A 23,263-nucleotide genomic window follows, 5' to 3' on the forward strand; every position below is an offset into this window, starting at 1 on the left:
TCCCAAAAGCACACAGGTCGCTTGCAACCCCTCCCGTTACAGCTGTTAGTTTCGGTCGGCTGCCCCTTCGCGGGGGACGTGGACATCCCTGCGGCCCACCCTCGGCCGCGAAGCCAGCGGAGAAAGACCACGAATGGATTACTGCTACACGTGCCGCCGCTCCGTCAACGGGGCGCTGGTGTGCCCGGGTTGCGGCGCCTACGCGCCGGAGACGGACGCGGCACCGGTCTCGTACGCGGACCCGGCTCCGTACGAGCCCGCCGCGTACATACCGGAGCCCTCCGTCTTCCCTGCCGCCCCTGCGGCTTCGGCTTCGGCTGACGAGGAGAGGACGGCATCCGTCGTCGGGCCCTCTTCGCTCGTGCCCCGCTTGCAGGGCGGACGCGCCGCCCGGCGACGGCAGTTGGAGCGGTGGAAGAAGAACCGGCGCCGTGCGGGCGTCGCCACGGCGGTGGCCCTCTTCGGCGGCGGCGTGACCGTCGCGTCCATGCAGAACCACGGCTCCGGCCGGGGCACGACGGCGTCCTCGTCGTACGACACCGTGACGCCGGTGACGCTGCGCACCGACAACGCGCAGGCCACGGACCCGACGTCGGGCCCGCACGCCGCCGCGCCCGCCACCCAGCGGCACACCCGTACCCCGGCGCTCCCCACGGCCGAGGCGACCCACCCGGCCGCCACCAACGCCGGTACGGCCCCGCTGCCCGCCACTTCCCCGGCCACCGGCCCGGCCCCGTCCGCCTCGACGGCTCCTTCGACGCCCCCGTCGACCGGCACGCAAGCCGTGAACACCGGCACCGGCACCGCCGCCGACACCCCCGCGGACCCCGGCACGACGACGACGGCGCCCCCGGCCACCACCCCCGCCGACCCCGCGCCGCCGAGCACGTCCCCGACGACGCCGCCCGCGCACCAGGGCCTGTGCATCCTGATCCTCTGCCTGCCGTAAGACCCCGGCCGGGACGTGCCCCGTAGGGGCGTTGGCTCCGCCCCCGGCGGCGGCCCCAACGCCCCTAAAAGATCAGGTGCACCGCACCCGTATGGCGCGGGCTAACAGAAGGCCTCGCGGACCGACCCGCCGACCGCGGCACACCACGTGCTCAGGTCGACCTTGCCGTTGGGGCGCAGGCCGTGCAGCCGCTGGAGATCCTGGACGGCCTTCTGGGTGGCGTGGTCGAAGGTGCCGTTGACCGTGACACCGGCGAAGCCCTTGAGGGCCAGGATCGACTGGAGGCCGCTCACCGGCAGCCCGGTGGCGTGCTTGTCGAGTACGGGCGCCAGCGCTTCCCACGTGGCGGTGTCGAAGGTGGCGTCGGGCGTGACCGGAATGCCGTGCGTGGTCTGGAAGTCGGCGACCACGGCGTTCATGTCGGTGCCGAAGACGCCGTTGGGCGTCAGCGCGGTGTACCCGGCGTTGTTGAGCAGGTACTGCGCGACCCCGACGACCTGGCTGTCCACGAACCGCCAGATGTCCGGCCAGCGGCGCGCGGGGATGTCCCGCCGGGGCGTGCGCATCTGGGTCAGGACGCGCGAGCGGATCGTCGGGAACTGCGCGTAGAAGGCGGCGCCGGGACACTCGGTGCCGAGCCGGAAGTCCCAGTGCCCGAAGATGTCCCAGGCGTGCAGGTCGAACTGCCGGCACACGGCGACGCACAGCTCCACCAGGGAGTCGAGCAGCGCGCGCGGCGGCGTCTCCGTGATGTACGTGCCCTCGTTCTCGATGCCGATCGCGTTGCCGTTCTCACCGGGGCAGTGCGCGGCCGTGACCTGGTGTTCCCCGGTGACCAGCGTCTCCAGGCTGCGGTGCCTGCCCTCCATGACGTAGCCGCCGCGGCTGACGGTGAAGTGCTGGCCGGTGTCGGCCCAGCCGTTGGTGTCCATGTGCAGGTCCTGGCAGTCCTTGGCGAGCTGGACCGCGTGGGCGCGCGAGTAGTCCGTGACGTTGGGGAACGCCATGTGGTGCAGGATGATCTTGTTCGTGGTGTTGCCCGTGATCTGGATCGGGCTGGACGGCGGCCGGGCGCCCCATGTGTCGCAGTCGATGATCCACGGGAATTGGGGCGACGGCGCGGCAACGGCCGCTCCGGGCAAGGCCAGTTCGGTACCGACGACGGCGGCGACCGCTCCGCCCAGGCCGACTCTGAACAACGTGCGACGGTCGACCTCGTGCTCGTGTATGGCCAATGCATGCTCCCCGAGGAACGTGGCAGTCACTGTTAACTGCCGTGCACCCGGAGACTATTGAGCCTTCTGATGTCTGACCAGAATTGTTTCAAGATCGTGATGCTCGGTGTGGAACCGAAGGCTCACCTGGCGTTCGCCCGCGGTTCGCCCGCCATTCGCCGGGCTGCCGGAGGCTTCGCGGGACCCCTGCTCATTTCCCGCCGTGCCGACCGAAGAGGGACCCACAGCCTTGCAAACCTTGCATAAGAGATGGCGTGCGTCAATCACTCTGGGCGTCGCGTTCCTGACCGCGATTCCCTTTTTCCTCGCGTCCTCGTCCGCCGCCTCGGCGGTTTCGCCGGCCGGTTCGCCGGCCGTTTCACCGACTGTTTCGCCGACGGCCGACGCGGCGCCTTCCGCCGTGAAAATCAATGAGGTCGAGTCCAATGGCGGAACGCCGGGCGACTGGGTCGAGTTGGTCAATTCGGGTGCGATTGCTGTTGATGTGTCGGGTTGGCTCGTCAAGGACAATGACGACTCCCATGTGTTCACGATTGCCGCCGGTACGTCGATCGCGCCCGGCGGTTTTCTCGCGCTCGACGTCGACCCCGTCTTCGGGCTGGGAAGCGCGGATTCCGCGCGGCTTTTCCTGCCCGACGGCGTGACCTTGGTGGACGCGTACTCCTGGACCGCCCACGCGGCGACCACGTACGGCCGTTGCCCCGACGGCACCGGCGCTTTCGTCACCACGACCGCCTCCACCAAGGGCGCCGCGAACGACTGCGGAGCGCCCTCGTCGGCCGTGAGAATCAATGAGGTCGAGTCCAATGGCGGAACGCCCGGCGACTGGGTCGAGTTGACCAACACAAGTCCCGTGTCCGTGGACATATCGGGTTGGCTCGTCAAGGACAACGACGACTCCCACGTCTTCACGGTCCCCGCCGGTACGTCGGTCGCGCCGGGCGGTTTCCTCGCCCTCGACGTCGAGTCGGCCTTCGGTCTCGGCGGCGCCGACTCCGCCCGCCTCTTCCTGCCGGACGGCACGACGCTGATCGACGCGTACTCCTGGACCGCCCACGCGGCGACCACGTACGGGCGTTGCCCCGACGGCACGGGCGACTTCGCGACGACGGCCGCCTCCACGAAGGGCGCGGCCAACGCGTGCGCCGGTCAGGTCGCGGCCTCCCCGTGGCCGGGCGGCTCCTCGGTGACCACGGTCGACGACGCGAACGTCTTCGGTACGAACCTGAGCGGTCTGGCGTACGAGGGCTCAGGCGGGCCGACTCCCGGTGTGCTGTGGGCGGTCAGGAACGGCCCCTCCACGCTGTACCGGCTGGAGTGGGACGGCGCCAAGTGGGCGCCGGACACCGCCGACGGGTGGAGCGCGGGCAAGGCGCTGCGCTACCCGGACGGGACCGGTGACCCCGACGCCGAGGGGGTCGCCCTGACGGGCGCGGGCCCTTCCGGCGGTGTCTTCGTCTCGACCGAGCGCGACAACGCGGTCAGCGGCGTGAGCCGTCCCGAGGTGCTGCGCTTCGACCCGCCCGGAGCGGGGTCCGGCGCGCTGCGCGCCACCCGCGAGTGGAATCTGACCGCGGACCTGCCGCCGGTCGGCGCCAACAGCGGGCTTGAGGGCATCACTTGGGTCCCCGACAGCTACCTGACCTCGCACGGCTTCCGCGACCAGCACACGGGCACCGCGTACTCCCCGGCCGCCTACCCCGACCACGGTGACGGCCTCTTCTTCGTCGGCCTCGAAGGCAACGGCAGCGTCTACGCGTACGCCCTCGACCAGTCCGGCAGCGGCTTCACCCGCGTCGCCGCCTTCGCCAGCGGCTTCCCGAGCGTCATGGAGCTCCAGTTCGACGCCGAGGCCGACCAGTTGTGGGCCGTGTGCGACGACACCTGCAACGGCCGTACGGCGACCTTCGCCGTGGGCGCCAACGGTGACTTCGCCGCCACCGGCCTCTACGAGCGCCCGGCCGCGATGCCCAACCTCAACAACGAGGGCTTCGCCTTCGCCCCGCGCTCCGAGTGCGTCGACGGCCGCAAGCCGGTCTTCTGGTCCGACGACAGCGACGACGGCGGGCACGCGTTGCGCGGCGGCACGATCGCCTGCGCGGCGGGCGGCGCCTTCCTGCCCCTGAACGGCTTCTCCGACGTGGCCCTCGGCGGCACCACCTCCGGCCGTGTCGTCGCCACCGGCGGCCGTACGGTCCTGGTCTCCGACGCCCGCGACCCCGCGGGCGTGCTGGTGTACGTCGGCCCCGGATCCGCCCCCGCCCAGGTCCAGTTGACCGGCGGCGCGGCCACGCTCTCCCTCGGCCGCGGCTCCTACGAGATCACCGGCTCCGGCCGCACGACCACCGTGCGTACGGTCGACGGCGAGCCCGCCGTCCTCGCCCCGGTCACCGCGACCGTCGCCCGCGGCGCCTCCCTCACCTACACCGAGACCCCCACCGGCCTCACCGGCATCCGCCACACCGGCTCCGTCACCTTCGGCCCCTGCACCGGCGTCGACATCCAGAACGTCATCCTCGGCACCCCCGGCAACGACCGCCTCACCGGCACCCCCGGCAACGACCTCATCCTCGGCCGCGGCGGCAACGACACCGTCGACGGCGGCGGCGGAAGCGACTGCGTCCTGACCGGCGCGGGCAACGACCGCATCTCCCTGCCGGGCACCGGCCCTTCGTACACCGACGCGGGCGGCGGCAACAACGTCGTCTCCACGGGCGACGGCGCCAATGTGGTCCTCGCGGGCAGCGGCAACGACCAGATCACGACGGGTGGGGGCGACGACCGTATCGACGCGGGCGGCGGCAACAACGTCGTCTCGGCGGGCGGCGGCTCCGACACCGTCCGCTCCACTACCGGCAACGACACCCTCGACTGCGGCCCCGGCCTCGACACCGCCCACCCCGGCACCGGCAACAACACCAACGTCGGCGGCCGTTGCGAGACCTTCCTGTCCTGACCCCCGCCAAGAGAGGCCGGGCCCCCCGCCCGGCCTCTCCCGTCCCCCCACACGCGGCGCCACCCCGCCGTACCCTGTACCCAGCCCCGGCACGCACTCCCACCGCGTGGCGCTTCGCCCCATCTGTCCGATCCTTGACAGCTGGTTCCATCCGCCTCCCCCCACTGCTGAACATGCACGTCAGCGAGACCGCCCACCCGCGCGTGCGGGGATGACCCCCCAGCCCGTGCCAGCTACGCGGGCCACAGCATCTGCCCCCCCGCGCGTGCGGGGATGACCCCTTCAGGATCGCGGCGTTCGGGAAGCGCTCGGGCTGCCCCTGCGCGTGCGGGGATGACCCCGTCCAGGACCTCATGGGCATCGACTGGCCCGTCTGCCCCCCCGCGCGTGCGGGGATGACCCCCGGTCCAGCAGTTCGCCGATGCTGTCACCGAACTGCCCCCCCGCGCGTGCGGGGATGAGCCCATGTGCTTGGTGACGGTCTTCTCCAGGGCGTCGTGCACCCCGCGCGTGCGGGGATGGCCCCGGGGGCTACTTGGCGCTGTGCCCCGCGCATGGCGGCCCCCCGCGCGTGCGGGGATGACGTGTTTGCTCAGGGCGCGGCTCCGCCGAGGGCTATTCGAGGGCCGCGACGGCGGCAAGGATCTCGGCGGGTTCCGACCGCGTCGTGTAATCGGGGTGGACGTCGATCCAGCGGATGGAGCCGTCGGCGCCGACGAGGACGGTCGTGGCGAGCGGGAGAGCGGCGGACCCGTCGGCGTTGACGTCGGTGAGGCGGACGCCGAGGGACGCCTGCGCGTCCTGCGCGCTGTCGGCGAGGGTGAAGACGATGCCGAGCCGCGCGGCGATCTGGTTCCCCGGGTCCGACAGCACGGCGTACGACAGGCCGAGCTTCTCGGTCATCGTCAGCGAGCCGTCCGGCTTCTGCGGGCTGAGCGCGATCAGGGCGACGCCCCGCGCTCGGAGTTGGTCGACCAGGGCCTCCTGGTAGGTGCGCAAGGTCAGGTTGCAGTACGGGCACCAGGCTCCCCGATAGAAGACGACGACGGCCGGGCGCCCCGCCCGTACGGCCGAAAGGCTCGTCGGCCGACCGGTCGCGTCCAGAAGGTCGCCGTCGGGCATGGCGGTGCCCGGACCGGCGACGCCGTCCGGGACACCGGCCGCCATCAGCCGCCGCCTCTCGTTCTCGAAGGCGGTTCCGACCTCGGCGGGCAGCCGCCCGGCGGCCTGCGCCTGGACCTCGGCGGCCCGGTCGGCGACCGGGGTTGCGATGTCGTTCATGAGAGCGCCCCTTGCGTGCTGCGATTCGTGCTGCGATGGGCCCAGTGATTTCTGGGTCGCAGATTCCACTCTCGCGTCCAAAAAATGGGTTCTCAAGTCCAAAACGGTGTTAGCGTGGCGTCATGGCTACCGATACGCGCCCGACGGCCAAGCTGACGCCCAAGGGGCTGCGGACCCGGGCCCGTATCGTCGACGCCGCCGCCGAACTCGTTCACGAACGCGGCGTCGCGGGCGCCACCCTCGAAGACGTCAAGGCCGCGGCCCAGGTCAGCGGCTCGCAGCTCTACCACTACTTCGCCGACAAGGAAGCGCTCGTGCAGGCGGTGATCGACCGCCAGGCCGACGCCATCGTCACCACCACCGAGCAGGCGGGGCTCGACACGGTCGAGGGGCTGCGCGCCTGGCGCGACCTCGTCGTCGCCGAGGCCGGACGCCTCGACGGCCGGGGCGGCTGCCCGCTCGGGTCCCTCGGCGGTCAGCTCGCCGAGAGCGACGCGCGGGCCCGCGCCCGGGTCTCGGTCGGGTTCGGCCGCTGGTCCACCGTCATCGGCCAAGGGCTGGCCGCCCTGCACGCCGCCGGGCGCCTCCGGCCCGGCATCGATCCGGACGACCTCGCGGTCACCCTCCTCTGCGCCTTGCAGGGCGCACTCCTGCTCGCCCAGATCCAGCGGGACAGCCTTCCGCTGGAGACCGCACTCGACACAGTCCTGGCCCTGAGCCTCAGCCCTGGCGTCACCTTCGGCCAGCGCGCCGGATGACGTCCGACGGAACTCCGGGCGCCGCCGCCGCGCCCCCTCGGTGCGGCGGAACGAACTGCGGTTCACCGCACGCTGGTTGCTTGGACCCAGCCCCCGTGAGTCGCCCGCACCCACGTCTTGGCGCTCGGTCCAGCCTTGGCCCCTGCGGCCGCCTGCCGTGGCCATATCCTGTGCTCGGGGCCGTGCGGCCCGCCTTCAGGAGCCGCTTGCCCTATTCGCCCGATCCTCGACAGTTGGTTCAATCGGCCCCTGCCCCCTGATAACCCCGCACGTCAGCGAGCCTGCTCCCCGCGCGTGCGGGGATGACCCCGACGACGGCGCGGTAGCCCGCCTCCACCAGTTCTGCTCCCCGCGCAAGCGGGGATGACCCCAAGCTTCTCGGGCTGAACGCGAAGAAGACGACCTGCTCCCCGCGCAAGCGGGGGATGACCCCACCAACCCCGCGGACGGCCTGGCGAGCATCACCTGCTCCCCGCGCAAGCGGGGATGACCCCTTCATGGCCTCGTTGGCGGCCGGGGCGACGTTCTGCTCCCCGCGCGTGCGGGGATAACCCCGGCCCCAAGGCCGTGCGTTGGGGGAACGGCGATGCGTGTCCGGACGTGGGCGACCGTGGAGGTCGATCGTCCTGCGACCCTTACGGTGCTTACGGCCGGGGCGGCGACGGCGGCAGCGTAGAACGTGCGACGCGGAACCCCACGTCGTCGATTCCGAACGTCGGATGGCTGCGGCGCCGTACGGACGCGCGGCAGCTCCAGTGCTCGTCGGCCCAGCCGCCGCCGCGCAGCACCCGGTAGGTCCCGTACACCTCGGCGTCGTAGACGTCCCAGCACCAGTTCCACACGTTGCCCAACATGTCGTACAGGCCGAAGGAGTTGGGCTCCTTGCCGCCGACGGGGTGCGTACGCCCGTCCGAGTTCCCCTGGTGCCAGGCGACGGCGTCGAGCTGCCCGTACCTCGGCCCCGTCGTCCCCGCCCGGCAGGCGTACTCCCACTCGGCCTCGGTGGGCAGCCGGTAACCGTCCGCCGCCGCGTCCCACTCCGCCCGCTCGGCCTCACGGTCCAACGCGTACGCGGGCGTCAGCCCCTCCCGCCGCGACAGGGCGTCGCAGAACTCCGCCGCGTCCCACCACGAAACCCCCTCCACCGGCAGCCGCCCGCCCTCCACACTGCTCGGCCTCCGGCCGGTGACCTCCGCGTACGCCTCCTGCGTCACCGGCACCGCCGCCATCTCGAACGCCGCGACCTCGACCTGCCAGCTCTTCTGCGTCCGCCGGTCCGACACCGTCACCCGTCCCGCCGGGACCCCCACCATGTCCTCCACAGCCGGCCACCCTACCGACCACCCCGAATACGCCCCCACGGCCCGTCGGCACCGTCCCCCACCAGGCGGCCACCCGCCCCATTCGCCCGCCCCCGCGACCTTGCCGAATCCACCCCCACCCGCCGACAATCCCCCAGGCCAGCCCCTCCGCCGCCCCCGCGTAATGCGAGGAAGACCCCCTCCGCGGAAGTCGAGGTATTCGCGGTCGGCCCTCGTCCGCGTCGGCCGCGATTGTCCGAGGTGCGCGTTACGGTCCTGTCATGGCAGCAAGAATCGATCTGACCCTTGATTGCGCGGACGCGAAACTCCTCGCCACGTTCTGGAAGACGACCCTGGGGTATGTGGACGAGCCGCCGCCCGCTCCCTTCACGACCCGTGAGGAGTGGCTGGCGCAGTTCGACCTTCCGGAGGACGACTCCGCGGACGACGGCGCGTGGCTCTGCGATCCCGACGGCGTCGGCCCCCGGTTCTGCATCCTCAAGGTCCCCGAGCCGAAGACCGCCAAGAACCGGCTCCACATCGACGTCCGGGTGCCGGGACACGGCAGCCCCGACGAGCGGTGGGCACGGATCGAGGCGGAGTCCGAGCGGCTGGTGAAGGCGGGCGGGGTCGTGCTGGAGGAGTTCGAGGGGCACCATGTGGTGATGGCCGACCCCGAGGGCAATGAGTTCTGCGTTGCCGCGGCCTCGGCGGGAGGCTGACCGGGGACGGCATCCGCCCGCCCCTCACGTGGGGAGGGGCGGCGATGGAGCAGGGCACCCGTCAGGAGCTCATCGATCGGCTGGCGGAGGCGGTCGGGGCGGTCGGGGCGGCCGGGGCGGTCACGGCCGGGGCGGTCACGACAAGGCACCCGGTGCGGGTCGCGGTCGACGGGCCGCCGGCCGCGGGGAAGACGACCCTGGCCGACGAACTCGCCGTCGTGCTGCGGGCGCGGGGCCGCGAGGTCATCCGGGCGACGGTGGACGACTTCCTCGTCCCGCGCGCACAGCGCTACCGGCGCGGCCGGTACACCGCCGAAGGCTGCTACTTCGACGCCCACGACCGCGCCGCGCTGTGCCGGTTCCTGCTCGACCCGCTGGGACCTGGCGGAGACCGGAGGTTCCGAACGACGGCCTACGACGCGCAGACCGACACCGCGCTGTCGCCACCGGCCGCGACCGCCCCGGCGGACGCCGTACTCCTCTTCGACGGCGTCTTCCTCCTGCGCCCCGAACTCCTCGACCGGTGGGACCTGCGCGTCCTCGTGTCCGTCCCCTTCGAGCAGACGGTGGACCGGGCCCGGAGCCGGGACGCGGCCCTGACGGCCGCCGCCCGGAGCCGGGACGCGGCGCTGACGGCCGCCGCCGAGATCGAACGGTCCTGGCGCGACCGCTACCTCCCCGCCCAGCGGCTCTACGCCGCCACGGCCCACCCCGCCGACCACGCCGACATCACCGTCCACAACACCCGCCTCCAGAACCCGAGTTGGGAGGTCCGGCCGGGCTGACCGGGACGCGGCGCCTCAGCGGAAGGCGGCGATGTTACGGGTGACCCAGTCGCGGAAGGGGCGCGGGGCGCGGCCGAGGACGCGCTGGACGTCCGGGCTGATGGCCAACTCGGCCGGACGCGGGGCGGAGAGGATGTCGAGGGTGTCGTCGGCGAGTTCGGCCGGTACGAAGCGGGTCATCGCCAACCGGGCCTCGTCGCGGGTGAGTTCGTGGAACCGTACGGGCGAGTCGAGCGCGGCGGCGATGGCAGCGGCCTGCTGACGTGGAGTGATGACCTCGGGCCCGGTCAGCTCGTACACCCCGCCGCTGTGCCGGTCGTCCAGGAGGCAGGCCGCCGCGACCTCGGCGATGTCGGCCGGGTCGACGACCGGAACCCCCACGTCGCCGAAGGGCGCGGCGACCGTCCGCTCCGTACGCACGGACTCCGCCCAGGCCAGGGCGTTGGACGCGAAGCCGCCCGGTCGTACGATCGCCCAGTCCAGGCCGGAGCCGCGCAACGCGTCCTCCACCGCGCGCATCGCGACCCGCGACGGGTCGAGCGGCCTGGTCGACACGCCCTGCGAGGACAGCAGGACGACCCGGCGTACGCCGTGGGCCGCGGCGAGGCCGATGAGGTCGGCGGGCCTGGCTTCGGGGGCGTGCAAGTCGCCGGACAGGAGCAGGAACAGCGCCTTCGCTCCGTCCAACGCCGCTGCGAGGCTCGCCGGTTCGGCCAGGTCGGCCGACAAGTGACGTACGTCGTGCGGCAGTTGTGCCGAGCCGGCCGGGGGTCGCCGCGACACCGCCGTCACCTGCTCGCCCGCCTCGGCGAGTGCCTGCGTCAAAGGCCGGCCCACGTTTCCGGTCGCACCGGTCACCACGATCATGTTCGGCTCCTCGTTCCTGCTGCGTTATCCGTTGTGCTACGGGGATTGACGCTAGGAGCCGGGCTTACTTTCCGTAAGGACATACCCCGAGGTAAGCTCCGGGCATGGAGGAAGGCGTGCAGCTGAAGCCGGTCGCGGCGGACCATCGGTATGAGGTGTTTCACACCGACTGCCCCGCGCGCGACATGGTCGACCACGTGACCAGCCGGTGGGGCATCTGGGTGCTGATCTCCTTGCGGACCAACGATCTGCGGTTCTACGAGCTGCGCGACAGCATCCGGGGCATCAGCGAGAAGATGCTGGCGCAGACCTTGCGCGCCCTGGTCCAGGACGGCCTGATCTGGCGTGCGGTCGAGCCGACGACTCCTCCCCAAGTCACCTACGGCCTCACCGACTTCGGCCGCGACATCGGCGAGCCTCTCACCGACCTCTTCGACCGCATCACGCGCCGCCTCCCGCCGCCCTCGCCCGTCCCCGAAGGCGGTTCCACCCCGTCCTGGTCCCCTCGCCGCTGACCGCCGACACGGCGCGCGCAAGCGCCCGGGCGGGGGCGGGGCGGCCCGGTCAGAGGAGGGCGGCGGCCAGGAAGGCGAAGGCGGCGATGATGACGGCGACGCGGACGTAGTGAAAGCGGTCCCAGCGATTCATCTGCTGCTTCCAGTCGGCGGGCCGATTCTCGGGGGTCCAGGTCTTGCTCTGGTTGTTGATGGGGACGAGCAGCAGGATCGACATGATCACGCTGACGATCAGCAGCGCGGCACCGGTGATGACGAGGCCGACACCGTCGTGGTGCCGTCCGGCGACGGCCCAGACGGCGGCGAGGACGAGCGAGCCGATGTACCAGAACGGCATCACGGCGCCGAGCATGCGACCCCCGTGGGCGCGGGCGAGCTGGCCGCTGTCGTCGGGCAGCGCGTTGAAGATCGGGTTCATGACGAAGGCGACGGAGAACTCCACCCCCACCATCACGCCGACGACCACGGTGGTGATGACCTCAAGTGCGTTGAGCATGGTGACCCTCCCGGAGTACAGGATCTAGCGTTGCTAGCCGTTGGTTCAACGCTAGACCTGCTACCGCTCGATTGTCTAGCGGTGCTAGAATCGAGTCATGTCGGTACAGGAACGCAAGGAGCGCGAACGGGCGGGCCGCGAACGCCTCATCGTGGCCACGGCCCGCGAACTCGCCGAGCGCCAGGGCTGGGACGCGGTCACCACGCGCCGCCTCGCCGAGCGCATCGAGTACAGCCAGCCCGTCCTCTACAGCCACTTCCGGGGGAAGCGCGAGATCATCGGCGCCGTCGCCCTCCAGGGCGCCGCCGAGATGGCCGTGGCGATACGGGCCGCGACCTCCGCCGTGGACGACCCGCGCGCCCGGGTCACCACCCTCGCCCGCACCTACCTGGACTTCGCCGAACGCAACCCGGCGGTCTACGACGCCATGTTCAACCTCGACGGCGGCCTCGCCTTCGCGCACGAGGACACGCCGGAGCCGCTGAAGGACGCCTTCGCCGCTCTGCTGGAGACCCTTGGCGAGGTGGCCGGGGACGGCGTCCACCCGGGGCTGTTCACCGAGCTGTTCTGGGCGTCCCTGCACGGACTCGCCACCCTGACCCGTGCCGGGCGGCTCCCGCCGGGGGACAGCGAACGCAGAACCGAGCTGCTGGTCGACCGCCTCGCCGTCCTCTGACGCCCCGCCCCGGGCCCCGCCCCGACCCCGCGCCGGGGCGGACCGCTAGGCGGTGGGGAGTTGGCCGGACTTCACGGCGTCGATGAAGGCGGACCAGGAGGCGGTGGGGAAGGTGAGGGCGGGGCCGTGGGGGTCTTTGGAGTCGCGGACGGGGACGGTGCCGGGGAAGTTGTCGGCGACCTCAATGCAACTGTCCGGGTCCGCCCCGCCGCTGTAGGACGACTTGCGCCACGCGGCGGCGCTGAGATTCAGTCCGGTGCTTGGCATGATCACTGGTCCTCGGACGTTCAGGCGGTGGGGAGTTGGCCGGACTTCACGGCGTCGATGAAGGCGGACCAGGAGGCGGGGGAGAAGGTGAGGGCGGGGCCGTGGGGGTCTTTGGAGTCGCGGACGGGGACGGTGCCGGGGAAGTTGTCGGCGACCTCAATGCAACTGTCCGGCTCCGCGCCGCCGCTGTAGGACGACTTGCGCCACGCGGCGGCGCTCAGATTCAGACCGGTGCTCTGCATGACTAGTGGTCCTCCAGTGCGGATCGGAGTATGTCCAAGGACTCGGTGGGCGACAGCGCGGAGTCCCGAAGTCGATCGTAGGACAAGCGCAGGTGGTCCACCTCCTCCGTTTCCTCTACGAGGTGGCCGGTCCAACTGCTCTCCACGTAGGCGACCGTCCGCCCGCTGGGGAGCCAGAGAAGCTGAAGCGGACTGGTCAGGAGGTTGTGCAGTCCGACGGAGAACGGCACCACTTGCAGAACGATGTTCGGCTGTTCGGCGGCCGACACCAGACGCTCCAACTGCTCGGTCCACACGCCCGCGTCACGGGGTGGCCTTCGAAGGACCGACTCGTCAAGCAAGCCCCGGTAGTTCAGTGGCTTCGCATCGATGAGACGGTCCTGCCGGGCGATGCGGGCGGTGACCTGTTGCGTCAGCAACTCTTCGCTCTTCGGCCCGCGCGTGCGCAGCAGCGCCTCGGCGTATCCAGGGGTCTGTAGGAGCCCGGGAACCGTGCTGACGGCGAACTCCTGGATGCTCGTCGCCTCCGCCTCCAAGTCCACAAAGCCCTGGAACCGGCTCTGCCCCGCCTCGCGCTTGGCGGCACGCCACAACTTGCTGAGCAGGTCACCGGTTCCGTACAGCCGGTCGAGCGCGTCGATGGCGTCGAGGGAGCCGAGCCGGACGCCCTTCTCCAGCCGTTGGAGATAGGACGGGTCGTACTTGGAACGATCGGCGAGTTCGGCCAGCGTCCAACCGGCGCGCTCCCGCTGTCTGGTGAGTTCGGCCGCGAGCATCGCGCGTGGGCTGAGTTCGTCCTCGGCTCCGTCGATCATCCGAGCGCCCGTTCCTTTCGCCTTGCCTCCGTCGTGGGCAACGAGCCTGTGGCCAGCGCCGATTGGCGGCTCCGCCTGCGGGTTTCGCGGCGGCGGCCACGTACCCGGGCCCGTACCCCTTGCTGTTCGCGGGGTCAACGGCCGACCCCTGGCGATCGTATGGCTCCCGCCTCACGCTTGTGTACGGAAAGTGAGAATTCGATCACGCACGGAGAGACGGTAAGGCGCTATGTCGGGAGTTGCCGTAGAGGCGAAGGGCGGTGGCGCGCCGCCGCCCCCGCAGCCGTACACCGATCCACAAGAGCTTTGGCCCCCAACGGCGTTGGGAGTACGGCGCGCCCGTCACTCGCTGATGCGAACCCTTGCCGCGTGGCGGGCCGAACGCGACGTGGCCGAGGCCGCCTGCCTCGTCCTCGCCGAACTCGCCGCCAACGCACAGCGCCACGGGCACGTTCCCGGCAAGCAGTTCGGCGTCAGCGCCCATCGGCTCGCTGACGGCCTGCTCCTCGAAGTCCACGACGCCGCCGGCGGTTCCTTACCCGTCCTCCTCGACGCTCCCACCCCTGATCTTGCCGCCGAACGCGGGCGCGGGCTCCTCCTCGTGGACGCCGTCACCCACGGCCGCTGGGGTGTCGCCCCGCGCGTCGGCGCCCCCGGCAAGGTCGTCTGGGCCCTCGTCCCCGCCCCTGCGTCTGCGCCTGCGCCGTGGGGCGACTCTGCGGTGCCGGGCCCCGCCCGCTGAGTCCCCACCGCACCCTCGGCCCTACCCTGTACGCGGGCGGCCTCGTCGCGACGCGGTTCGCCGCCTCTGCCTGACCCTTTGCACCTGGCTCAACCCGGGCTCTGCGCCCGGCAACTCCGCACGTCAGCAAGCCAGTTCCCCGCGTACGCGGGGATGACCCCCGCACGCGGGCCAGCGGCCGGGGCGCGTCCTGCCGCTCCCCGCACACGCGGGGATGATCCCGGCGTGGTCGTTCACCACACCGTTACCCAGGGGCGGTCCCCGCGCCTGCGGGGATGACCGCTCGTCGGGACTCACCGACGCTGGAGGGGGCGTAGGGCCTCCCGTTTCTCCGACCGGGCGGTGCGGGGCGTACGGCGGGAGCTGCGGTCGCGGAGGGAGCGGGGGCACGTCGGAAGGCTCGACTGCGTGCGTTGAGGTCGCTGACGTTCGATACGGGGTGGGCGCGGACGAAAGGGCGCCCCGTGTGATGCTGGCGGCATGAGTGATCAACCTGAGGTCGCCGTCGTCCGGTGGCCGGACCAGGCACCTTCGGCCGGGGACGGGCTGGCCGGGCTGGCCGGGCTGCTGGCGGCCTACCACCTGCGGACCGAGGCCGAGAAGGGGGAGCCGGTCGCGGGGGTGGACGGGCTGCCGGATCGGTACCGGGCGGAGATCACCGACCCTCGGAGCGCGTTCGCCGACGATGTCGTGCTGGTGGCGCTCGCGGGGGACGCCGCCGTGGGCTGCGTGGTGGTGACGCGTCCGGACCACGGGCACTCCGAGGTCAAGAGGCTCTGGACCGAAGCCGGGTTCCGTGGCCGGGGCGTCGCGTCGGCCCTGCTCGGCGCGGCGTTCGCGCAGGCGGCGGAGAACGGCGCGGATACGGTCCGGCTCTCGGTGTGGAAGTGGCGGACCGGGGCCATCGCGCTGTACGAACGGCTCGGCTTCACCGTCACCGACTCGTGGGACGAGCGGGAGCAACTGGTTTGCATGCGGCGCGCCTTGTGAGCGGTCGCCGTCACCCGCTGACGGCCGCGCCATCGCGTATCGCGCGGCGACGGCACGGCGCGTCGTGACCCCGCGTCAGCCGGGACGGCGGCTGCCGAGGCGCGCGTCGCCCAGGGCCCCGGCCCGCTCCACGAACCTCGTGACGACCTCAGCCGCTCCCCGCCCACGCCGTAGGGGCGGGTCACTCGCCTCAGCTCTACGCTGTACGCGGACCGTCTCCACGCGCGCCGGGTCGCCGCATTTGCCCGACCCCCGCCACCCGATGAATTCCGCCCCCACCCGCCGCCAAACCCCCACGCCCCCCGCGCACGCGGGGATGACCCGGCCGCGACGCAGGCCGAGAGCGCCGAACTGGCCCGCCCCCCCCGCGCACGCGGGCATGACCCCGACCCAGGCGGATATCGCCTCCCAGATGAGGGCTGCCCCCGCGCACGCGGGGATGAACCCTGCGGGGCGGTCGTGGCCGCGTTGAACAGGAACCGCCCCCCGCCCACGCGGGGATGACCCCGTCCAGTTCGGCGACCGCGCCCGGTACAAGCGCTCCCCTCGCCCGCGCACGTGGGGATGACCCCGGCAGGACGGCTCGCTGGCGCTGAGCATCTACCTGCCCCCCCACGCGGGGATGACCCCAGGCGGCGCCACGTCTCCGGCCCCACGAGACCCTGCCCCCGCGCAGGCGGGGATGACCCGAACCTCGGCACCCGCGTCCACACCCGGGCGCATGCTGCCCCCGCGCACGCGGGGATGACCCCTGGCGGCCGGGGAACGGTGGGGCAGTAGGCCCCTGCCCCCGCGCTCAAGGGGGATGACCCTCGGTCGTCGTGCTCGGCCTCTTCGGTTACGGGCTGCCCCCCGCGCACGCGGGGATGCCCCCCGCACGCGGACCAGCGGCCGGGGCGCGTCCTGCCGCTCCCCGCGCACGCGGGGATGACCCCCCGGCCGCTTCCAGGTCCCGGCGCACCAGCGCCCTGCCCCCCCGCACGCGGGGATGCCCCCGGACGCCGCCGCGACGGCCCACCGTCGCCGACCTCGCCCCGCAGCCCCCGGCGCGCCCGCCGTCCCGGCCCACCGCAGCCCCCGGCCCGCCCCCCGCCCGGGCGCGCCCCCGACGGCGAGGTCAAGGCGAAGCGCAGCCCCCGCCGGGACGGCGTTATTGGTCGCGGCGGGGGACCGTCAGGAGGACGAGGAGGGCGGGGGCGGCGGCCCAGGCGGCGAAGGTGAGCCAGGCGCCGGGGATGGTGGAGGGGTAGGGGGCGTGGAGGATGGCGATGGGGAGGGTGAGGCGGTACCAGGCGTTGAAGGGGAGCGCGTGGGTGAGAGTGGCGCTGAGGTGGGTGCGGTCGGTGATGGAGACGGGGAGGATGAAGGCGAGAAGGAACAGCGTGACCATGGTGGCGACGCTGTGGCGGATGACGGCGCCGAGCCCGAGGCCGATGAGGGCGCCGAGCGGGGCGAGCACGGCGGAGGCGGCGGTGATGCGGAGGGCGACGGGGTCGGCGAGGGGGACGCCGGTGTAACGGCCGTACAAAATGGCCGCGTCGCACCAGACGGAGGCCGCGACGGTGAGGACGCCGAAGACGGCGGCGACCGCCGTGACGACCAGGACCTTGGCGGTCATGACCTCCCGGCGGGCGGGGACGGCGCAGAACGTCGTACGGAGCAGGCCCGTGGTCTGTTCGCTGAGGATCGCGATGGCGCCCACCGCGCCCATGGCCAGCAGGACCCAGGCGGCGGCGGGACGGCTGAACGCCTCTTGCAGGGCGCCGTGCGCGGTGAACGGGGGCGGCCCTGAGTGCCAGTGCGCGCGGGCGGCGCGCGCGGCGTTGGCGTTCACGCCGACCGCGGCCAGGGCGCTGAGCAGCACGAACCACGGGATGGACCGCAGCGACCACAGTTTGATCCACTCCGCCGCCAGCAAGTCCCAGAAGCGGGGCGCGGGTTCGAGAAGGCCGGATTCCGTACTCATGACCGCTCTCCCGACTCCGCCGCGTACTCCACGCTCGTACCTGTCAGTTCCATGAACGCCTGCTCCAACGAGCCGTTCCGCGTCGTCAGTTGGTGGACGAGGATGCCGCGCTCCACGGCGATCCCCGCGATCCGTACGGCGTCCATCCCGGAGCCTTCGGCAGCCGTCACCGTGAGCAGGCCGTCCGGCGCCTGCGTCACCCGGGCGCCCGCTCGCGTGAGCGCGATCACCAGCCCCGCCGGGTCGTCGGCGCGGACCTCGACGACCTGCCCGCGCTGCCGCGCGCCGCGCGCGGCGAAGGCGGAAACGCTCTCGTCGGCGAGGAGTCGACCCCGGCCGAGGACGACGAGCCGGTCGGCGGTGTGCTCCATCTCCGTCATGAGGTGGCTGCTGACGAAGACGGTGCGGCCCTCGGCGGCCAGCCGTCTGAACAGCGCCCGGACGAAGAGCACGCCCTCGGGGTCGAGCCCGTTCAGCGGCTCGTCGAAGAGCAGCACCGGCGGATCGCCGAGCAACGCGCCCGCGATGCCGAGCCGTTGCCGCATGCCGAGCGAGAAACCGGCGATGCGCCGGCCGGCGGCGTCGCCGAGCCCGACCTCGCGCAGGACGGTGTCGATCCGGCCGCGCGGAACGGCGTTGCTGCGGGCCAGGAAGCGGAGATGGTCGTACGCGGTGCGCCCGCCGTGCGCGTCGCCCGCGTCGAGCAGCGCGCCGACGTGGCGCAGGCCCCGGCGGCGGGTACGGAAGTCGTGGCCGTTGATCGTCGCGGTGCCGCCAGTGGGGGCGTGCAGGCCGACGAGCATCCGCAAAGTGGTGCTCTTGCCCGAGCCGTTGGGGCCGAGGAAGCCGGTGACGTGGCCGGGGCGGACGGTGAAGGACAGGTCGTTGACGGCGGTGGTCCGGCCGTAGCGCTTGGTGAGATGGCTGACTTCGATCACGGGACCACGCTGCCGTCCGGAGCGGCGCGGGGTCATCGGCCGCCGGAGGACGTCCCCCTGTCCGCCGGTCGCGGAACGGTCCGCCCCGCCGTACGCCCACGGGCTTACGTCCCCGGGTGAATGCCCAGGTGGGGGACGGTCGTTACGCTCGGAGCATGGACCTGGGCAGGGAGCTGAGCATGGACTTCACCCACTCACCGCTCAAACGCCTCTCCCGCGTACGGCCGGGTACGTGGATGGCGCTGATCTGGTTCGCGGTCACCGCGTACACCGTCTTCGAGCAGACGCAGACCCGCGGCCTCAGCGTCCTCGACCTGAGCCTCGGCAACCAGTTGGACGAAGTCCTCGCGGCCGTCCTCGTCCTGGCCGCCGCGCGCCGCGAGCGCCGCCCGCTCCCCGCCCTGTGCCTGCTGCTCACCGGGACCGTCTGCTCGGTGTTGGCCATGGCGGTGGGGGACATCCCGCTGTTGCAGTTCCTCGCGGTGGACGTGGCGGTCTGCTATCTGGCGGCGACGCAGCCGCTGCGCACGTCGGCGACGGCGGGCGTGCTGGCGCTGGCCACGCTGGTCGGCTACTCGGGCGGTCGCGCGCTGCTCGGCTACGAGACCGACGCGACGACGACGCTGACGGCCGCGCTCACGACGGCGATCGTGTGGCTGGTCGGCAACGCGGTGTGGCAGCGCCACGCGCACGCGGAGGCGTTGCGCGCGGAGGCGACGGAACGGGCAATCACGTCCGAACGCCTGCGGATCGCACGGGAGTTGCACGACATGGTCGCGCACACCATCGGGATCGTCGCGCTCCAGGCCGGTGCGGCGCGGCAGGTCTTCGACACCCAGCCGGACCGCGCCCGCGCCGCGCTCGGCGAGATCGAGACGGCGGGGCGGGAGACGCTGACCGGGCTGCGCCGCATGCTCGGCGCCCTGCGCGAGGCGGACGGGAACGGCGCGGACGGGAACGGCGCGCAGGGGAACGGCTCTGCCGGGACGGGCGCGACCGGGCGCGGCGCGCACGCGAGCGGCGCACACGCGGGCGGAGACGGTACGCGCGAGGCCGTACGGGCCGCCCCCGCGCCGGGAATCGCCGACGTGCCCCGGCTCGCCGAGACCACGACGGCCGCGGGCGTACGCGTGGACGTGACCTGGTCCGGCGTACGGCGCCAACTCCCTCCGGAGATCGAGCTGTCGGCGTACCGCATCGTCCAGGAGGCGGTGACGAACGTCGTACGGCACGCGGGCGCGCGGTCCTGCGCGGTGACCATCGACTTCCGTGCGGCGGAGCTGGCCGTCGAGGTCAGCAACCCGGGCGCGGACCCGGAGCCGCACCCGGCGCGTACGACGACGCACGGCGTACGGGCCCCGGCCCGCGGCGGCTACGGCATCGTCGGCATGCGCGAGCGCGTCGGACTGCTGCACGGCGACTTCTCGGCGCAGCCGCGCCCGGACGGCGGCTTCCGCGTGACGGCCCGGCTGCCGGTGCCGCCCCAGGAGGCCCAACCAGCTCCCGACGCGGGGACGTTCACGTGTATGCCGGTCGCGGAGCCCGTCCGATGACCGTCGACGCCGCCGGACCTGCGGTCCCCGTGCGCGTCCTCCTCGTCGACGACCAGCCCCTCGTCCGCGCCTCCCTCGACATGATCATCACCGACGCGCCGGACCTCGCGGTGGTCGGCGAGGCGGGTACGGGCGCGGACGCCGTTCGGCTGAGCGCCGAACTGCGGCCGGACGTCGTCGTCATGGACATCCGCATGCCCGGCATGGACGGCATCGAGGCGACGCGCCGGATCACCGAGGACCCGGTGTACGCGACTGGGGTCCCGCGCGTCCTCGTGCTGACGACCTTCGACCAGGACGACCACGTCTACGGGGCGTTGCGCGCGGGCGCGTCCGGGTTCCTGGTCAAGGACATGGCGCTGGACGACATCCTGGCCGCGATCCGCGTCGTGGCGGCGGGCGACGGCCTCATCGCCCCGGCCGTCACGCGCCGCCTGATCGCGCACTTCGCCCAACAGCCGCCGCCCGCGGGGCCGGTGGACGCACACGCTCCCGCGCGGCTGGCCGCCGTCACCGACCGCGAACGCCAGATCCTCACCCTCGTGGGCCTCGGCCGCGCCAACGCCGAGATCGCCGCCGAGCTCTTCATCAGCGGTGCGACCGTCAAGACGTACATCTCCCGCCTGCTCACGAAGCTGGACGCCCGCGACCGGGTCCAGCTGGTCATCATCGCGTACGAGTCGGGCCTCGTCGGCACGGCCTGAGCGCTGCCTGAGCACGGAGTCGGCACCCCGGCTCAAAGACCCCGGCTCAAAGACTCCGGTTCAAAGAACCCGGTTCAAGACCCCGGCTCAGCGCCCCCGCCCGAGCGCCCCCGGCTCAGGGCGCCGTGAACAGCGTCGGGAAGCGCGGCGCGAGCCAGGGCCTGCGGCCCCAGGCCAGGATCGCGCCGCGCGCGAGCGCGCTCGTGGCGGTGCGGCGGCCGAGGGCGATGAGGAGGAAGGTGACGGGCTCGGTGACGATCGTGCAGTCGGGGCGGCGCGGCGGGGCGTCGGTCACGGCGAGGGCCCCGTCGGTGAAGGTGGCCGTGAAGCGGGGGCCGCCGCGCAGGCGGAGGTCGTAGCAGGCGGTGTGCCCGGCGGCGGTGCGGGGTTCGACGACGCGGGGCATGGCCGTCATGAGGAACGGGACGGTGAGCAGGGCCCGTTGGGGGCTGACCATGTGGGGGCGGCGGAGGGCCACGGCGATGTCGTAGCCGTGTCCGAGCATGTGGGCGAGCAGATACGCGCCGAGGTGGCCGAGGTCCATGGGGCCCATCGGGGTGGCCAGTTGGGTGCCCGGCTCCCTGGACGGCGCCGTGTCCGTGAACGCCCGCGCGTGCCGGACGATCCCGGCCGCCAGGATCGCCGGGTCGCGCTCGGTAAAGGCTTCCAGGGACGCGGTGTTGGCAGCGGCCAGGCCACCCGGCGTCCCGTCGCCGTACGACCGCTCGCGCCCGGCGGCGAGGTCCGCCATCAGGGCGTTGGCCAGCATCAGATGCGCCGCCGCCTCCCCAACCGTCCACCGCGCGCCGGGAATCGGCACGGCCATGTCCGAGGGCGACCGCAGCAGCGCCGCGATCCGCTCGGCGACGGCCGGGACGGCCACGGACAGCGGCGAGTCCGCGCTGACCAGGGGGCTGGGTACCGTCATGGTGCAGAAGAGTGACCGAGCCCGCCGCTTCTGTCCAGGGTGCGCGTCGCGCGACGCGGGCCACGACCGCCGCTCCCTGCTCCCCGCCCGCCCCCGGCCCTCCGGCGGACACGCCCTAGAGCCGGGGCAGCGGCGTGCGGTGGACCCAGGCCGTGAAGAGCGGGTCGAGCGAGTCGGCGCTGTAGCGCGCCGCGTGCGCGGCGAGGTCGGCCGTGACCACCGTCGAGTGGCGGTTTATGGTCGTCCACGCCTTGAGCATCCGGAAGAACGCGCCCTCGCCGAGGGCCAGTCGCAGGGCGTGGACGGTGAGGCCGCCGCGCTGGTAGAGGCGGTCGTCGAACATCAGACGGCGTCCCGGGTCGCCCAGGCGCAGGTCCTGCGGGAGCCGGGAGAGGCGGTCGTGGGCGGTGGCGGCGTGCGCGGCGGCGAGCGGGCCGCCGGTGTGCTCCGACCACAGCCACTCGGCGTATTTGGCGAAGCCCTCATTGAGCCAGATGTGCCGCCAGTCGCCGATGGACAGGCTGTTGCCGAACCACTGGTGGGCCAGCTCGTGGGCGACCAGCCGTTCCCAATGCCGCCTGCCCCCCAGGTGGTTGGTGCCGAAGGTGGCCATGCCTTGCGCCTCCACCGGCACGTCCAGCTCCTCGTCGGCGACGACCACCGCGTACTCGCCGAACGGATACGGACCGAAGACGTCCTCGAAGAAGTCCATCATGCGGGTCTGCCGCTCGAAGTCGACGGCGAATTCGCCGCGCAGCCCCGCCGGTACGTAACCGGTCTGCGGTACCGGGCGGCGCGGTGCGAACAGCGAGGCGCCGCCGGTGAGCTGGACCGTCTCGTAGCGGCCGATCGACACCGTCACCAGATAGCTGGACGTGGGCGCCGCCTGCTCGTAGACCCACGTGGTGCTGCTGGCCTTGGTGGTCCTGGACAGCAGCCGCCCGCCGACGACCACGGTGTACGCGGACGGCGCGGTGACCGCGATCTGGTACGACGCCTTGTCCGCGGGCCGGTCGTTGCACGGGTACCAGGACGGCGCGCCGACCGGCTGGCTCGCCACCAGCGCGCCGTCGGTCAGCTCCTCCCAGCCCAGGCCGCCCCACTGGCTGTTGATGGGCTGCGGGTTGCCGGTGTAGGCCACCTCGACGGTGAAGGCCGCGCCCGCCTCGACCGGCTTCGCGGGCCGTACGCGCAGCCGTCCCGCCCGGTGCGTGTAGTGCGCGGGCCGACCGTCGACCACGACCCGCTGGAGCCTGAAGTCGGCGAGGTCCAGGGCGAATTCACGCAGCGGCGCGCCGCCCGCGACCGCGCTGAGCCGCGCCGTGCCGCGCAGCCGGTTGGACGCGGGCCGGTAGTCCAGGGCCAGTTCGTACCTGTGGACGCCGTAACGGCTGTCGCCGTGCGCGGGGAAGTACGGGTCCGCCGCCCCCGGCCCGGCTGCTCGCTTCTGGCTCAACGGTTCCTCGCTCATCGTTCCCACCGGGCCGCACCCCCGTACGGCCTGGTCGTTCCCCCGGACGGGCCGGGCACACGTGCCGGCGCGCCGGCACGTGGCGCGCCGCCCGACGGACCGCGTC

At 72.7% G+C, this 23,263-nt stretch carries 23 protein-coding genes and 1 CRISPR repeat array; of the genes, 11 read left to right on the forward strand and 12 right to left on the reverse strand.

All coding sequences use genetic code 11. The features are described from left to right. The first annotated feature begins 361 nt into the window (after positions 1–361). The gene (locus ABZX65_RS17250) at positions 362–949 is read left to right on the forward strand and encodes a hypothetical protein (protein WP_355339844.1); all 588 of its coding nucleotides are present in this window, start codon (positions 362–364) and stop codon (positions 947–949) included. A gap of 101 nt (positions 950–1,050) precedes the next feature. On the opposite strand, the gene ABZX65_RS17255 is transcribed toward ABZX65_RS17250, so the two are convergent. Then, a complete protein-coding gene (locus ABZX65_RS17255) occupies positions 1,051–2,184 on the reverse strand; it encodes an N-acetylmuramoyl-L-alanine amidase (RefSeq protein ID WP_355339846.1) in 1,134 nt (377 codons plus the stop codon). Positions 2,185–2,584: 400 nt separating this feature from the next. On the opposite strand from ABZX65_RS17255, the gene ABZX65_RS17260 reads away from it, so the two are divergent. Continuing rightward, entirely contained in the window at positions 2,585–5,140 is a 2,556-nt protein-coding gene (locus ABZX65_RS17260) for a lamin tail domain-containing protein (protein ID WP_355339849.1), read from the forward strand. 193 nt (positions 5,141–5,333) lie between these two features. Beyond that, positions 5,334–5,727: direct repeats of the CRISPR family, unit length 26 nt; unit sequence CCCCCCGCGCGTGCGGGGATGACCCC. A gap of 28 nt (positions 5,728–5,755) precedes the next feature. On the opposite strand, the gene ABZX65_RS17265 is transcribed toward ABZX65_RS17260, so the two are convergent. Continuing rightward, on the reverse strand, positions 5,756–6,421 hold the full coding sequence (locus ABZX65_RS17265; protein WP_355339852.1) for a peroxiredoxin-like family protein: 666 nt from the start codon (positions 6,419–6,421) through the stop codon (positions 5,756–5,758). A gap of 122 nt (positions 6,422–6,543) precedes the next feature. On the opposite strand from ABZX65_RS17265, the gene ABZX65_RS17270 reads away from it, so the two are divergent. Further along, positions 6,544–7,179, forward strand: coding sequence for a TetR/AcrR family transcriptional regulator (locus tag ABZX65_RS17270; RefSeq protein WP_355339855.1), 636 nt, complete (start codon positions 6,544–6,546; stop codon positions 7,177–7,179). Positions 7,180–7,823: 644 nt separating this feature from the next. Here the strand turns inward: ABZX65_RS17270 and ABZX65_RS17275 are convergent. Then, positions 7,824–8,492, reverse strand: coding sequence for an SUMF1/EgtB/PvdO family nonheme iron enzyme (locus ABZX65_RS17275; RefSeq protein WP_355340148.1), 669 nt, complete (start codon positions 8,490–8,492; stop codon positions 7,824–7,826). A gap of 269 nt (positions 8,493–8,761) precedes the next feature. Here ABZX65_RS17275 and ABZX65_RS17280 point away from each other — a divergent pair, with 269 nt between their 5' ends. Both ABZX65_RS17280 and ABZX65_RS17285 read left to right on the forward strand, forming a co-directional pair. Beyond that, positions 8,762–9,202: a VOC family protein gene (locus ABZX65_RS17280; protein WP_355339858.1), complete on the forward strand. Its 441-nt coding sequence runs from the start codon at positions 8,762–8,764 to the stop codon at positions 9,200–9,202. A gap of 44 nt (positions 9,203–9,246) precedes the next feature. Next, on the forward strand, positions 9,247–9,987 hold the full coding sequence (locus ABZX65_RS17285) for a cytidylate kinase family protein (protein ID WP_355339861.1): 741 nt from the start codon (positions 9,247–9,249) through the stop codon (positions 9,985–9,987). A gap of 15 nt (positions 9,988–10,002) precedes the next feature. On the opposite strand, the gene ABZX65_RS17290 is transcribed toward ABZX65_RS17285, so the two are convergent. After that, positions 10,003–10,854 carry an NAD(P)H-binding protein gene (locus tag ABZX65_RS17290; protein ID WP_355339864.1) on the reverse strand — a complete coding sequence of 284 codons (852 nt, stop codon included), beginning with the start codon at positions 10,852–10,854 and terminating at the stop codon, positions 10,003–10,005. A gap of 185 nt (positions 10,855–11,039) precedes the next feature. Between ABZX65_RS17290 and ABZX65_RS17295 the strand changes: the two genes are divergently transcribed. Continuing rightward, positions 11,040–11,369, forward strand: coding sequence for a helix-turn-helix domain-containing protein (locus tag ABZX65_RS17295; protein ID WP_355340151.1), 330 nt, complete (start codon positions 11,040–11,042; stop codon positions 11,367–11,369). Positions 11,370–11,418: 49 nt separating this feature from the next. Here ABZX65_RS17295 and ABZX65_RS17300 read toward each other — a convergent pair whose 3' ends face one another. After that, positions 11,419–11,865, reverse strand: a complete 447-nt coding sequence (locus ABZX65_RS17300) for a DUF1772 domain-containing protein (protein WP_355339867.1) — start codon at positions 11,863–11,865, stop codon at positions 11,419–11,421. A 97-nt stretch (positions 11,866–11,962) separates the two neighbouring features. Here ABZX65_RS17300 and ABZX65_RS17305 point away from each other — a divergent pair, with 97 nt between their 5' ends. Then, complete coding sequence (locus ABZX65_RS17305; protein WP_355339870.1) at positions 11,963–12,541, forward strand: TetR/AcrR family transcriptional regulator; 579 nt, start codon at positions 11,963–11,965, stop codon at positions 12,539–12,541. Between the two features lie 45 nt (positions 12,542–12,586). On the opposite strand, the gene ABZX65_RS17310 is transcribed toward ABZX65_RS17305, so the two are convergent. Genes ABZX65_RS17310 through ABZX65_RS17320 form a run of 3 tightly spaced genes read right to left on the reverse strand, consistent with a single transcriptional unit; the run spans position 12,587 to position 13,865 of the window. Beyond that, positions 12,587–12,808, reverse strand: coding sequence for a DUF397 domain-containing protein (locus ABZX65_RS17310; RefSeq protein WP_355339873.1), 222 nt, complete (start codon positions 12,806–12,808; stop codon positions 12,587–12,589). A 20-nt stretch (positions 12,809–12,828) separates the two neighbouring features. Next, positions 12,829–13,050, reverse strand: a complete 222-nt coding sequence (locus tag ABZX65_RS17315; protein ID WP_355339876.1) for a DUF397 domain-containing protein — start codon at positions 13,048–13,050, stop codon at positions 12,829–12,831. A 2-nt stretch (positions 13,051–13,052) separates the two neighbouring features. After that, positions 13,053–13,865, reverse strand: coding sequence for a helix-turn-helix transcriptional regulator (locus tag ABZX65_RS17320; protein ID WP_355339879.1), 813 nt, complete (start codon positions 13,863–13,865; stop codon positions 13,053–13,055). Between the two features lie 229 nt (positions 13,866–14,094). Between ABZX65_RS17320 and ABZX65_RS17325 the strand changes: the two genes are divergently transcribed. Both ABZX65_RS17325 and ABZX65_RS17330 read left to right on the forward strand, forming a co-directional pair. After that, on the forward strand, positions 14,095–14,607 hold the full coding sequence (locus tag ABZX65_RS17325; protein WP_355339882.1) for an ATP-binding protein: 513 nt from the start codon (positions 14,095–14,097) through the stop codon (positions 14,605–14,607). A 480-nt stretch (positions 14,608–15,087) separates the two neighbouring features. After that, a complete protein-coding gene (locus ABZX65_RS17330) occupies positions 15,088–15,597 on the forward strand; it encodes a GNAT family N-acetyltransferase (protein WP_355339885.1) in 510 nt (169 codons plus the stop codon). Between the two features lie 1,150 nt (positions 15,598–16,747). Here the strand turns inward: ABZX65_RS17330 and ABZX65_RS17335 are convergent. Both ABZX65_RS17335 and ABZX65_RS17340 read right to left on the reverse strand, forming a co-directional pair. Then, entirely contained in the window at positions 16,748–17,563 is an 816-nt protein-coding gene (locus tag ABZX65_RS17335) for an ABC transporter permease (RefSeq protein WP_355339888.1), read from the reverse strand. Next, on the reverse strand, positions 17,560–18,501 hold the full coding sequence (locus tag ABZX65_RS17340; protein ID WP_355339891.1) for an ATP-binding cassette domain-containing protein: 942 nt from the start codon (positions 18,499–18,501) through the stop codon (positions 17,560–17,562). Before ABZX65_RS17340 ends, ABZX65_RS17335 begins: the two co-directional genes overlap by 4 nt. 155 nt (positions 18,502–18,656) lie before the next feature. Here ABZX65_RS17340 and ABZX65_RS17345 point away from each other — a divergent pair, with 155 nt between their 5' ends. Beyond that, a complete protein-coding gene (locus tag ABZX65_RS17345) occupies positions 18,657–20,054 on the forward strand; it encodes a histidine kinase (RefSeq protein WP_355339894.1) in 1,398 nt (465 codons plus the stop codon). Next, positions 20,051–20,758: a response regulator transcription factor gene (locus ABZX65_RS17350; protein WP_355339897.1), complete on the forward strand. Its 708-nt coding sequence runs from the start codon at positions 20,051–20,053 to the stop codon at positions 20,756–20,758. The genes ABZX65_RS17345 and ABZX65_RS17350 overlap by 4 nt, the downstream gene beginning before the upstream one ends. Positions 20,759–20,873: 115 nt before the next feature. Here ABZX65_RS17350 and ABZX65_RS17355 read toward each other — a convergent pair whose 3' ends face one another. Continuing rightward, complete coding sequence (locus ABZX65_RS17355) at positions 20,874–21,686, reverse strand: maleylpyruvate isomerase family mycothiol-dependent enzyme (protein ID WP_355339900.1); 813 nt, start codon at positions 21,684–21,686, stop codon at positions 20,874–20,876. 115 nt (positions 21,687–21,801) lie between these two features. After that, complete coding sequence (locus ABZX65_RS17360; protein WP_355339903.1) at positions 21,802–23,157, reverse strand: M1 family metallopeptidase; 1,356 nt, start codon at positions 23,155–23,157, stop codon at positions 21,802–21,804. Positions 23,158–23,263: the final 106 nt, after the last annotated feature.

It is taken from the genome of Streptomyces sp. NPDC003300 (assembly GCF_040610915.1).
Taxonomy (GTDB): domain Bacteria; phylum Actinomycetota; class Actinomycetes; order Streptomycetales; family Streptomycetaceae; genus Actinacidiphila.